The sequence below is a fragment of the Streptococcus cuniculi genome, assembly GCF_001921845.1.
Taxonomy (GTDB): Bacteria; Bacillota; Bacilli; order Lactobacillales; family Streptococcaceae; genus Streptococcus; species Streptococcus cuniculi.
Window position 1 is genome coordinate 328,187 of record NZ_MSJM01000001.1, and the last position, 12,250, is coordinate 340,436.

The following is a 12,250-nucleotide window of genomic DNA, read 5'->3' on the forward strand; positions in this document are numbered from 1 at the left end:
ATTCCTTGCCTTGTCCTAATCCATTCTCAATCCACTATAAAGAGGCTGGGTCAAAAATCCAACACTAAATATAAAAAGCGAACAAAACTAGTTTTCTGACACTCAGAATTCTGTCTTGTTCGCTTTTTATATCTTATTTATCAACTTGAAGAATGGATGAGAAAGAATTTCAAAAATCAAAATCTTTTTATCCCAGCCTCTTCAGACATAGACCAACCCAAAATCTATTTAGACAAGTCAACAAGCTCTGCTAACATAACATTCGATTTTTCGATTTTCGCGAGCGGAGCGAGCCTCATCAAATCCTTTTCGCTGTGGTAAAAGTAGGGAGTGGGACTCAATCGTGATTTCGTAGAAATCGATTATCCTCGCTCCTTTGTTTCTGGGCTCGGGCTAAAATAATCCACTGGATTATTTTACTCCGCAGGAAGTCGCTACCGTCCGCACCACCTCAGAAAAGGATTTCAAAATAATTTCTTCAATCTGAAACACAGGATTTTTTCCTGTGTTTTTCATTAAACGTTTACCATGCAAACTGATAACGTGTTTTATGTTCAAATATCTGCCCTTTCTCCAGTAAAATGGAGCCAAAATCAGGGACATTGCAGGCATTGGGGAGGCCTTGGCATTCTAGACTAAAGGCTCCGTGATAGGTTGCCATCTCCTCGCTTGGAAAATTGTAGGTATAGATGACCACCGCTGGCTGGTTGGTCGCAACTGTCAATCGAACCTTCTGGTCTGGGCTAATGACCTCGACGGGTTCAGCCACCTGATCCAAGATCCAAGGATGATCATAGCCCTTGACCAAGGCATTCTGCGGGTGTTCCAAGCTAAATCCTTGGGCAAAGGTAGCCCCTGTGCGGAAGTCAAAAGGTGTACCGTCAACGGCTTCCAAGATGCCAAGCGGCAAATTATCCTCACCGAGTGGAACATAGGTCTGGGCTGCAATTCGCACACGGTGGTCGGCCACATCCTGTGTGACATCTCCTGTCAGATTGAAATAGACATGGTTGGTCGGATTGAAAATCGTATCCTTGTCCGATTGAGCAGTATAGGTAATCTCTACAGCATTGTCTGGTGTCAAGCGATAGCGCGCGGTCACGCGCACATTTCCTGGAAATCCATTAAAGCCATCTGCCAGTTGGATGGAGAATGTAAGGCTATTTGTTGCCTCATCAAGCTCCACATCCCAGTATTGTTCATTGGCTGTGTTTACACCGCCATGCAAGGTGCGCCCTGGCTCATTTTCGGTAAAGCGATAGGTTTGCCCCTTAATCTCAGCCTGCGCACCTGAGATGCGCCCTGCAACTGGTACAATGGTCGCACCGGGATAAGCATCCTTTGCCTGATATTCCTCGTCTGAGGACGCAGACATGGTCAGATTGCGCAGTCCACCATTTTCCTCCACAGGCACCAAGATTTCTACAATTCGTGCCCCAAAATTGGTCAAGGTCAGCTGCATACCAGCTTCGTTGACCAGACAGTATTGTTTTGCTTTTTCACTTCCAAATGGACGAACTTCTATCATATTTTCTCCTTTTCAACTGATAATCTTATCTTCATTATACACTATTTTCTATGGTTCCTATTCCCGCAGATACAGCTGAATTTCTTTAAACATCAACAAACAGGAGCTGACATTTGTCAACTCCTGAGGATACTTAAAGCCTATTCATCTTCATCGTCCGACATGCTGTTCAACACATCGTTGACATATTGGACGTATTCTGATGTGCTTTCATGGTAATACGAGCTTGTTCCAAGAAGAGCATCATTGATAAAACGAATCACCATCGGCATATTCATTCCTGCATAGAGCTCAATCGCACGCCCTTCCAGAATCAATTTGCTGACAACGTTACAAGGTGTACCACCTAGCAAATCCGCAAAGACAACGAAATCGTCTAATCCTTCAATCGTATCTAAAAATTTTGCCTGAAATTCTTCTGGACCTTCTGCTGGAAGCAAGGCAACTGTATGAATATTGTCTTGTGGACCCATAATCATCTCTGTACTTTGCTTCAAGCCCTCACAGAATTGTCCATGGCTTACTAATACTAAATGTTTACTCATAGAGGATACCTTACATCATTCCAAATGCGAAGTGACCTAGGGCTGATAGAGCAACGGCTGCTATAATGATAAGCAAGATTGCTTTTGTAGACGTCATACCTTTACGGCCAAGCAACCAGAAGATTGCACCTGTAATCACAGCTGGTACCAAGCGTGGGAAGATTTGGTTAATCATGTCTTGAATCATGATTGCCTTGTCACCGATATGCGGTGTCCAAGTCACTTCAACGTTAATCATAGTTGCAATCATCGCACCGAGCATGAAGACCCCAAGAACAGAAGCTGCATCTACAAGGGCAGTCAATTTGCTACGCATTGTTGTAACGAGAGTTGTTCCTTCTTTATAAGCAAATTCCAACTGTTTCCAACGGAAAATATCGTACACAACTGCTACGGCAACCCACATCGCAATACCGATGGCAGAGCCAGCTTTCGCTTGAGTTGCTGCGATAGATCCCATAATCGCTGGCACAAGTGAACCAAAGATGGAATCTCCAATAGGTGCAAATGGCCCCATCAAACCAGTTTTCACACCATTCACCGCATCTTTAGATGCAACACCTTCATTTTCTTCCAAGGCAAGGTCAATCCCTGCAATGATCGTATGGAAGAATGGTGATGTATTGAAAAATTGGGTATGCAATTGCATCATTTCTTTCAGCTCAGGAGTGCCATCTCCGTACATTTTACGAAGCTGTGGCAAGAGCATATAGAGATAACCAGAACCCTGCATCCGTTCATAGTTCCAACCAAGTTGGTAGGTGAACATGCTACGTTTGTTAATTTGATTAAAATCTTCTTTAGTCAGTTTGTAATTAGATTTCATCATCTTCAATTTCCCCACTTTCTGCATTAGTCGGAGCTGCAACGACAGTCACATTTTGGCCATTCTTGTAATGAAGAACTGCAAGACCGATACCGATTACGGCGATTGCAACCATTGGTAAACCTTTATCGAATGCTGATGATGAGAAGCCGATTGCTGCTTCTGCTGATTCATCATAGGCACCTGCAAGTGTGCCAACAGCACCACTAAGAGTTGAAAGACCACCAAATACAATTGTCATCATTGCAGTAATCGCAAATCCCATACCAAGGTAGTGGAGGTTGCGTTTAAGTGGAAGATAGTGAAGCAAGATTGCAAATCCAAGACCTGGAAGCATACGAGCTGCAAGGGTCAAACCTGCTGCAATCCATTTGTATTGTGGCAATTCAATAGTTGTAACCATAGTTTCAACAAGACCGCCACCAAAGGCAAGGGCAAGAAGAACTGGAACTGCACGAGAAGCTGCCCAAGGAATCGCACCTAGAAGATAGTTGCGCTCAATTCCTTTGTAGTCAAAGCGTTCCACTGCTGCGTCCACACGGTGAGCAAAGTAAGTAGTTGTGAAACGACCGAGGATATCCGCATAAGTCAAGAGACCTGCTACTGGTACCGCAATTGTAGAAATTGCTAGCTCAGGGTCAAGCCCTTTTGCTACTGAGAAAGCAGTTGCCAAGACCGCACCAGATGTCGCATCAATACGAGATGCACCACCGAAGGTACCAACACCAAGCACTACCAATTGAAGAGAACCACCTATAAACAAACCAGTCTTCAAATCTCCCATAACAAGACCAGTAATGAATCCTGCAAATACAGGTGACCCGGCAGATGATACGATGGTCAACTCATCACAGATTTGATAAGCTGAATACAAGGTAAGTAAAAGAATTTGCCACCATTGAATCATGATGTAACCTCCTAAAAATTTTTTATAATTGTTTCATGTCTTCCTCTCGATGAGTGGCAGACAAGGATAACCAAATTGTGTTTATCTTACCTTATCAAGTAATGGTAAGAAGTCTTTTGCAGTATCACCTGGCACCATTTGATGAATCAATTTCACGCCTTTAGCATTCAATTCATCAAAGACCTTGATATCCTCGTCCACCACGTTTACAGAACGGGTCACAGAGCGAGTTTCAGGTGATTGGGACATATTGCCGACATTCAATTCTGGAATAGATACGCCTTGCTCTACCAAGCCCAAGAGTGGAGCTGGTTTTTTCGCAACGATAAAGAGGCGTTGGGAATCATATTTTCCTGCTAAGATATTTGCTGCAGCCTTATCAACTGGTAAGACAGACAATTTCACCCCTGCTGGGCAAGCTAGTTTCAAGCCTGATTTTTCAATGTCATTGTTCACGACATCGTTATCCACGACCATAATCCGTGAAATGTTTAATTTTGTGGTCCAAAGATTTGCCACCTGTCCATGGATCAAACGTCCATCGATCCGAACTCCTATAATTGCCATAGTATTCTCCTTTTACTATTTATAAATCTTTATAGACATGTTCCTGTGAAAAACGAAGATTCTCTCTATATTTGCCTTCTGTTTCAAAGACAATAATCTCATTTTCTCCTTTCTTTAAGTATCCTTTTGGTATATAGAGGGAAAGGATCGGACCTTTTTCCCAGAAACGACCTATATTTTCTTGGTTGATAAAGACAACCCCCTTGCCAAATCCTGTCATATCAAGATAGGTGTCTTGACAATGCTCAATCGTGACATGGTAACGATAAAAAGCTGGTTGGTCTTCTTCCCATTCGTTTGTAAATGCAAGCCCATCTAGCCGATCAAGCGGTAGCGGATACATGTCCCACTGGCCGATAAAGTGCAAGTCTGCCATCACTCCTCGACCGAGCCCCTTGGCTTGGGTCGGAGCCGTTAACTTATGACCGTAATTCACACGGCCCATATTTTCCACTAAAATCGTTAATTCTGCTTCTTGATTGGCTTGCTGGAAGTGTATTTCTTCACCGATTTCTTCTTGGTACTGGGTCGCTAGTTTTTGACCATCTAGAAATACCTGAAGGCGATCTCTAGCATCGATGATACGCAAGCGCTCACCATCTTGTGCATCCCGTTCGATTCGTGTCTGGTAACAAGTATAGCCGACAGTCTGACCGAGTTCTTCCATTGATTTCGGATAAAAGGCTTTCTGGCAATCGCTTACATTTTTCAATGTTGCAAATAAGCTCACCTTATCATTCAAGGATACGGTCGGATAAGCTACTGCTTCTTTGACCAAGGGCTCCGCATAGTCAAGCTGCGGATAGCGTTCTTTCATCAAGGCTTGTAGGGCATAGAATTTCTTGGTTGGATTGCCCGCCTCATCTAAAATTGCATCATAGTCATAGGAGGTAATCTGCGGTAAATCAATCTGTCCCCGCGCTGAACAGCCATTCATGAAGCCGAAATTTGTTCCACCGTGGAACATGTAGAGATTGATACTTCCTAGCTCAATGGTTTCCATGACAGCCTGAGCCAGTTCGTCTGGATCTCTGCGAATGACCTCTTCTCCCCAGCGGTTGAACCAGCCATCCCAAAATTCCATACACATGAGTGGCCATTTTTTATCGTGTTCATCAAAGAAGGCCTGTAACTGCTCGAAATTTCCTTTGGCGTTGGAGCCGAAGTTTGCGGTAGCAAGGATATCCTCATCCAGTAAGGTTCCAGCCCGCAAGGTGGCTCTCCATGAACCATCTGATGTAAATAGGGGGGCGTTTAGCCCGTATTTTCTCATCAAAGCTGCAACTGCTCGCAAGTATTCCTTATCTTCACCGTAAGAGCCGTACTCGTTTTCTACTTGGAACATCAGGATATTGCCCCCTTGGGCCAACTGATGCTTGGCTAGCTTAGGCAAGAGAAAGGCGTAATAATCCTCCACATGTTGGAGATAGGCTTCCTCTCGTGAACGCACGCGCACCTGCTCGGTCAAGAGCCAGGCCGGAAGACCACCCCACTCCCACTCTGCGCAGATATAGGGAGACGGCCGAACAATGGCATACAAGCCAAGTTCCTGCGCCATCGTCAAAAAGCGCTCAACGTCTAAGATGCCTTCTGTTGTGAATACCCCTTTTTGAGGCTCATGTAAATTCCAAGGAACATAGGTTTCAACGGTATTAAAGCCCAGAGCCTTCAAATTATACAAGGAATGATACCAGTCATCCGGATGCACTCGAAAATAGTGAATCGCCCCTGATAGGATTTTGAATGGCTGATCATTGAGATAAAAATCATCTCGAATCTGAAAAGTATTCACCACGTCCTCCTTGTAACCGTTTTCTATTCTTTATCAATATATTAACATAAACTACTGGTTATGTCCAGTTGTTTTTAAAAAAATTTTCTTTTTTTATCAAGATTTAGTATAATAAGTATCATAAGATGTATGAAAATTCGTAATGTTAGAAAGGGAACACCATGAAAATACCAAAATACCAACAAGTACAAAATGACTTACGGCACCAAATCATTTCTGGAAAATTTGAAAATGGGGATAAATTTTATACCGAAGCTGAATTGACCAAACTCTACAATGTCAGCTCGATCACCGTCATCCGCGCCGTCAATGAATTAGTGAAGGACGGCTACCTTGTCCGCCAACAAGGAAAAGGAACCTTTGTCTCCCGCTCTCGCAAGGGCAAACTGGTTGAATTTTCGGATATTGAAGTCTTTTCACTTGAAGAAGAAAGTGTCAAAGTCTTGACCTGCGAAAAGGGTAATGACCCCCGTATCCTTGAAGAACTTTCTCTGGATAAGACGTCCTACTACTATAAAATTATCCGCGTGCGCTATGCAAAGGATGCTCCTTATATTTATCAGCAGTCCTATATTCCTGCTCGCTACATCAAAAACCCTGAGGCTCCCCTCTCCCATTTCCAATCCATCTACCAACGTTTTAAACTGGATTTTAACCTCCATATGTCCGAGGAGCTCTATTCTGAGACCAATGAAGTGGTCTTTCCTACTCCAACAGAAGTGGCGACACATCTCCAGATGGCAAAAGATGAGCCAAGTATCCTGCAAATTCGCACCACTAAGCGAACAGGTAGTGAAGAAGTGTTGGAATACATTGAAACCTACAAACATTGGAAATTCTTCAAATTTGAAATCGTTGCGAATAAACATTAAAATGATTAGAACTACAAAAATAAACGAGGTTGGGTACATCTGTCCCAACCTCGTTTATGTATTCTGACTTATTCTCCCCGTGTATGGCTAATCTTGTACCGAAATTGATCGGCACGCGCAATACTAAAGGTGTACTCAATCATGCGATTCTTATCATTATAGGTCTTACGAATCAGGTGTAGAACCGCATCCCCATTATGAATATCTAGTAGCTTCGCTTCATTTTCAAGAGCGATGCTGGCATAAAATTCCTCTTCTGCTAGGCGAATGACTTGATCGTAGTCCTCAGCAAAAATTTCATAAAGCGGCCGCACCTGCAACTCTGTTTCAGATAAGGAATCAAATATCAGCGCTGGTACATAGGTCCGCTCCAGCATCATGGGAATCCCATCGGCCAAGCGCAGGCGCTCCAATTCAAAGATAGGCTCACCGATGGCAACCTGCAAGCGTTGCGCCAGAAAATCCGTCGCCTGAATGCGCTCAAAGGACAAAATCTCTGTTTTCGGTACCCGACCGACCCGACGCATTTGCTCGGTAAAGCTATAGGTCATGGACAAATCAACAGCCTGTTGACCAACTTCTGATACAAAGGTCCCCTTACCATGAACCTTATAGACTAGTCCTCTTTTTTCTAATTCCTGTAAGGCTAAACGGACAGTAATCCGACTGACGCCATACACCTGGGTCAATTCTCTTTCGGAGAGTAATTTCTCATTTGCCTCCATTTTCTCTCGAATCTCTGTTTCAAGCGTCTCCACTAATTGTAGATAAAGAGGCTTTGTGCTAGATATATCGGCCATAATATCTACTCCTTTATCGGTTATAACCACTATAAGTATAGGCTATTTTCGGCCGAAATGCAAGTTTAAAAATACCCCACCTAATGTTTTTTACATCATCTTTCCGTTTTGATGGAATACCGCAACTATAGCCAGAGTAACGTATTAACAGCAGCTACAGTCCTATAACTTACCAAAGAAAAATCGAGCCAATGGTCCTGCAACAAAGAAATTTAAAAGCAGCGCTATAACCGCATTGCCCAGCCAAGCAAGTCCGTAAGTCGCAGGACTAAATGGCACCTGACTAACAACCACTCTATAAAAAGACATGCCCATGAACATTTCGTGTAAGTCATTTGCAAAAGAAAACGTTTGTATGTTCCACCCCCCTTGCATCCTTTGAAACATTCGTTGATAGACTGAAAAAAACAGAGCACTGATAGCCCTGTTTCATCTGTTATAATAATTCGTTAACCTGCCGTTTGGATAATTTCACCACACACTCTGTCCTTGCAGTATGGGGGAACATATCCACCGACTGAATATAGTCCACTTGATACACTTTGGCCAGTTGGACCAAATCACGAGCCAAGGTCGACACATTACAAGACACATAGACCATCTTTTCAGGCTGGTAGCGGACAATGGTTGCCAGCAGCTGCTCATCAAGCCCCGTCCGTGGCGGATCGACAATCACAGCATCTGCCATGTAGCCTTCCTTGTACCAACGCGGGATAATCTCTTCTGCCAATCCCGCCTCATAATGGGTATTGGTCAAGCCCATACGCTTAGCGTTTCGTTTCGCATCCTCAATGGCTTCTGGAATAATATCCATACCACGTAGCGATTTCACTTTCTTTGCAAAGGCAAAGCCGATAGTCCCCACGCCACAATAGGCATCAATCAGCTGTTCATGCCCTCGAATATCTAGCGCCTTAACGGCTTCACCATATAAGACTTCTGTCTGCTCTGGATTCAACTGGTAAAATGCACGCGGTGACAAGGCAAACTCATAGCCCAACACAGACTCCTCAATCGCCTCTTGTCCCCAGATGATTTCCGTCTTCTCCCCGTAAATCTCACTCGACTTTTTGCTATGCCAATTGACTGCTACCGTCACAATCTCTGGAAATGTCCCGACTAGCTCTTCTACTAAGCGAGTCAGATTAACCTGACTAGACGTCACAAAAATCAACTGAATCTGCCCAGTCTCCCGAGCCCGTCGCACCATGACCGTCCGAATACCGCTACTCCTGCGCTCATCATAAATCGGAATCCGGTGTTTCGTGAGCAAGGCTGCGACCTGATTGATGACCGCCTGCGTCATTTTATCTTGTACTAAACAGTCCTGAATGGCAATCAAGCGATGAGAATGCTCGGCATAAAGCCCCGCCTGAACCTTCCCTTTGATGAGTCGCGTCTGAAACTGCAATTTTGCACGATAATATCTCGGCTCTTTCATTCCAATGGTCGGGCGAATCTCATAGTCTTCAAAACCTGCTGGCTGAAATTTTTTCAAGGCCTGACGGAGCAGGTCGGTCTTGAAATCCAACTGCTGGTCATAGCGTAAGTGCATGATTTGACAACCGCCACATGCCTCATATAAAGCACAAGCTGGTACCACCCGAAACTTGGACGCGCGATTTACCTTGAGCAAACGTGCCTCCACAAAATTCCGCTTAACAGCCGTCACCTGACAATAGACTTCTTCACCCTTTAGCGCTCCAGGTACAAAGACCAAGGTCTTCTGATAAAAGCCAATCCCTTCACCATTGATGCCCATTCGCTTAATTTTTAAGGCAATCCGTTGTTTTACTTGTATACTCATAATACTATTTTACCGAAATTTCGTGTATAATGAAAGAATGAAAATCACAAAACTCGAAAAGAAAAAACGCCTCTATCTCCTAGAACTCGATCATGATACACAACTCTATATCACAGAGGATACCCTTGTCCGCTTCATGCTCAGCAAAGACAAGACAATTACTCCCGAAGAATTGACCGAAATCCAAACCTTTGCCCAACTATCTTACGGTAAAGACCTCGCTCTCTACCACCTATCGTTCAAACAACGGACCCGCAAGGAAGTTCAACTCTACCTTGAAAAATATGAGATTGAAGCAAACATTATTCCCCAAATCCTTGACAATCTTGAAGCTGACAAGTGGATTGACGATCAAAAATACGTCGAAACCTACCTTTATCAAAACCAATTATCTGGAGACAAGGGGCCACAAATCCTCAAACAAAAACTCTCTCAAAAAGGCATCCCTCTTTCACTCATCGAAGAAGGACTTCAAGAGATTGATTTTTCCCCAATTGCAGAGCGTGTTGCCCAAAAACTTGCCAAAACATATGCCCACAAATTGCCGCATCATGCCTTGCAGGATAAACTGTTTCAGTCCTTACTCAACAAGGGATTTACTTATAGCCAAGCACAGACAGCTGTCCAAGGTCTCGAGCTAGAAGCAGATACAGAGTTAGAAGACCAGCTCATGCAAAAAGAACTGGAAAAACAGTACCGCAAATATAGCCGAAAATACGACGGCTATGAATTGCAGCAACGCCTAACGCAAGCCCTCATGCGTAAAGGCTATGATTATCAGCAAATAAAAAACAGCCTACGCGACTACCTCTAACTTTCTATTTCCGAACAAAAAAGTCTAGACAGTAAAAATTTTTCCTATTCTTTAAAAGTTATGGTATAATAGGGAGGATTAAACTTAAATTGTAGAAAGTTGGTAACCAAGTGAAATTACCAAAAGAAGGCGACTTTATTACAATTCAGAGTTATAAACATGATGGCCTATTGCACCGCACCTGGCGCGATACCATGGTACTAAAAACAACAGAAAATGCCATCATCGGTGTCAACAATCATACCTTGGTCACCGAAAATGACGGCAGACGTTGGGTCACCAGAGAACCCGCAATTGTCTATTTTCATAAGAAATATTGGTTTAATATCATTGCTATGATTCGTGAAAATGGTGTTTCCTATTATTGTAACCTAGCAAGCCCCTTCGTTCTTGACAACGAAGCGCTCAAGTACATCGACTATGACCTTGATGTGAAGGTCTTTGTGGATGGAGAAAAACGCTTGTTAGATGTTGATGAATATGAACGCCACCGTAAACAGATGAATTATCCAACAGATATTGACTTTATTCTCAAAGAAAATGTCAAAATCCTCGTGGACTGGATCAACAACAAACGCGGTCCCTTCTCTCAAGCCTACGTTAACATTTGGTACAAACGATATTTAGAACTACGAAATCGTTAAAGTTGCATACAGAAAAACCTGATTTTCAGGCTTTTTTCTTACGAATAAAAGGAAAACATTATGGCATTTACAAATACAACTGGGCGCTATGCCAGCTTCAGTACCGTCACTTCCCTTCCTGGGAATGTGATTGATAGCATCTGGTATATCATTGACAATTACCTCAAACACGTTATCCCCTTGAAATCCATTATCCGATTTCAGCTCACGAACAATGAAGGGAACATCACAGTCATCTTTTCACAAGAGCATTATCTAAACGCTCTTTCCGTAGATTTACAGATTCCCTTTGATCCCCTGTATCCCCGCAAGCTACTTGTCATTGATAAAAAAGGGCAGGAAACTATTGTTTTGCCCGATGAATTGCATTTTTAATAACAAAAAAGAGATTGAATAAAAGCTTTCAAAAAATTGACTTTTGTTCAATCTCTTTAATCTACTTTTAAAGGCATGTACATAGCGCTCGTCAAAACTAAACCTCTTTATAAGGCCAGTTAGTATGAAAGCCTAGTTTGCAGACACAAAAAAAGAGCTATTGCTCTCCTATTATCATAGTCCGTACGGGATTCGAACCCGTGTTACCGCCGTGAAAAGGCGGTGTCTTAACCCCTTGACCAACGGACCATATTGATATAATGGGCACGAGTGGAATCGAACCACCGACCTCACGCTTATCAGGCGTGCGCTCTAACCATCTGAGCTACGCGCCCAAACATGTGTTTGGTTTTTGGATACTATCCAAAAGCGGGTGACGAGAATCGAACTCGCGACAACAGCTTGGAAGGCTGTAGTTTTACCACTAAACTACACCCGCTTATATGGGAGTTAACGGGATCGAACCGCTGACCCTCTGCTTGTAAGGCAGATGCTCTCCCAGCTGAGCTAAACTCCCTTTGGCGGAAGTTCAGCTCACTGGATTCCCCTGTCGTGCAATGACTACGTCATCTGCGACAAAGGCGAACTTACGTTCTCCTTAGCTGAGCTAAACTCCCAATAGGTGAGGAGACGAAGCTCCTCTCTCGCTAAGCGACTACCATATCTCACAGGGGGCAACCCCCAACTACTTCCGGCGTTCTAGGGCTTAACTGCTGTGTTCGGCATGGGTACAGGTGTATCTCCTAGGCTATCGTCACTTAACTATGTTGAGT

General features: G+C 43.5%; 12 protein-coding genes, 4 tRNA genes and 1 rRNA gene. 4 read left to right on the forward strand and 13 right to left on the reverse strand.

All coding sequences use genetic code 11. The features are described from left to right. Nucleotides 1-523: 523 nt before the first annotated feature. From BU202_RS01580 to BU202_RS01605, 6 genes are all read right to left on the reverse strand, one after another. Nucleotides 524-1,528: an aldose epimerase family protein gene (locus BU202_RS01580; RefSeq protein WP_075104044.1), complete on the reverse strand. Its 1,005-nt coding sequence runs from the start codon at nt 1,526-1,528 to the stop codon at nt 524-526. Between the two features lie 140 nt (nt 1,529-1,668). Then, on the reverse strand, nt 1,669-2,073 hold the full coding sequence (locus BU202_RS01585; protein ID WP_075104045.1) for a PTS sugar transporter subunit IIA: 405 nt from the start codon (nt 2,071-2,073) through the stop codon (nt 1,669-1,671). 10 nt (nt 2,074-2,083) lie between these two features. Further along, nucleotides 2,084-2,902, reverse strand: coding sequence for a PTS system mannose/fructose/sorbose family transporter subunit IID (locus BU202_RS01590; protein ID WP_075104046.1), 819 nt, complete (start codon nt 2,900-2,902; stop codon nt 2,084-2,086). Beyond that, a complete protein-coding gene (locus tag BU202_RS01595) occupies nt 2,889-3,806 on the reverse strand; it encodes a PTS mannose/fructose/sorbose/N-acetylgalactosamine transporter subunit IIC (protein ID WP_075104047.1) in 918 nt (305 codons plus the stop codon). The genes BU202_RS01590 and BU202_RS01595 overlap by 14 nt, the downstream gene beginning before the upstream one ends. An 81-nt stretch (nt 3,807-3,887) precedes the next feature. Then, nucleotides 3,888-4,373, reverse strand: coding sequence for a PTS sugar transporter subunit IIB (locus tag BU202_RS01600; RefSeq protein WP_075104048.1), 486 nt, complete (start codon nt 4,371-4,373; stop codon nt 3,888-3,890). A 19-nt stretch (nt 4,374-4,392) separates the two neighbouring features. Further along, entirely contained in the window at nt 4,393-6,165 is a 1,773-nt protein-coding gene (locus BU202_RS01605; protein WP_075104049.1) for a glycoside hydrolase family 35 protein, read from the reverse strand. Nucleotides 6,166-6,326: 161 nt separating this feature from the next. Between BU202_RS01605 and BU202_RS01610 the strand changes: the two genes are divergently transcribed. Further along, on the forward strand, nt 6,327-7,037 hold the full coding sequence (locus BU202_RS01610) for a GntR family transcriptional regulator (RefSeq protein ID WP_075104050.1): 711 nt from the start codon (nt 6,327-6,329) through the stop codon (nt 7,035-7,037). 68 nt (nt 7,038-7,105) lie between these two features. On the opposite strand, the gene BU202_RS01615 is transcribed toward BU202_RS01610, so the two are convergent. Together BU202_RS01615 and rlmD are read right to left on the reverse strand one after the other, a co-directional pair. Beyond that, a complete protein-coding gene (locus tag BU202_RS01615; protein ID WP_075104051.1) occupies nt 7,106-7,837 on the reverse strand; it encodes a GntR family transcriptional regulator in 732 nt (243 codons plus the stop codon). Nucleotides 7,838-8,273: 436 nt separating this feature from the next. Continuing rightward, nucleotides 8,274-9,644, reverse strand: a complete 1,371-nt coding sequence (gene rlmD, locus BU202_RS01620) for a 23S rRNA (uracil(1939)-C(5))-methyltransferase RlmD (protein WP_075104052.1) — start codon at nt 9,642-9,644, stop codon at nt 8,274-8,276. Nucleotides 9,645-9,681: 37 nt separating this feature from the next. Here rlmD and recX point away from each other — a divergent pair, with 37 nt between their 5' ends. The 3 genes from recX (at nt 9,682) to BU202_RS01635 (ending at nt 11,477) form a co-directional block, all read left to right on the forward strand. Next, on the forward strand, nt 9,682-10,458 hold the full coding sequence (gene recX, locus BU202_RS01625) for a recombination regulator RecX (RefSeq protein WP_075104053.1): 777 nt from the start codon (nt 9,682-9,684) through the stop codon (nt 10,456-10,458). 110 nt (nt 10,459-10,568) lie between these two features. Then, nucleotides 10,569-11,102: a nucleoside tri-diphosphate phosphatase gene (ntdP, locus tag BU202_RS01630; protein ID WP_075104054.1), complete on the forward strand. Its 534-nt coding sequence runs from the start codon at nt 10,569-10,571 to the stop codon at nt 11,100-11,102. 60 nt (nt 11,103-11,162) lie between these two features. Next, complete coding sequence (locus BU202_RS01635) at nt 11,163-11,477, forward strand: DUF960 domain-containing protein (RefSeq protein ID WP_075104055.1); 315 nt, start codon at nt 11,163-11,165, stop codon at nt 11,475-11,477. 177 nt (nt 11,478-11,654) lie between these two features. Here the strand turns inward: BU202_RS01635 and BU202_RS01640 are convergent. From BU202_RS01640 to rrf, 5 genes are all read right to left on the reverse strand, one after another. Continuing rightward, a tRNA-Glu gene (locus BU202_RS01640) sits at nt 11,655-11,726 on the reverse strand. A gap of 12 nt (nt 11,727-11,738) precedes the next feature. Next, nucleotides 11,739-11,812 (reverse strand) — tRNA-Ile (locus BU202_RS01645). Nucleotides 11,813-11,845: 33 nt separating this feature from the next. Beyond that, a tRNA-Gly gene (locus BU202_RS01650) sits at nt 11,846-11,916 on the reverse strand. A gap of 5 nt (nt 11,917-11,921) precedes the next feature. Then, nucleotides 11,922-11,994, reverse strand: a tRNA-Val gene (locus BU202_RS01655). 129 nt (nt 11,995-12,123) lie between these two features. Next, nucleotides 12,124-12,239: ribosomal RNA gene (rrf, locus tag BU202_RS01660) — 5S ribosomal RNA — on the reverse strand. Nucleotides 12,240-12,250: the final 11 nt, after the last annotated feature.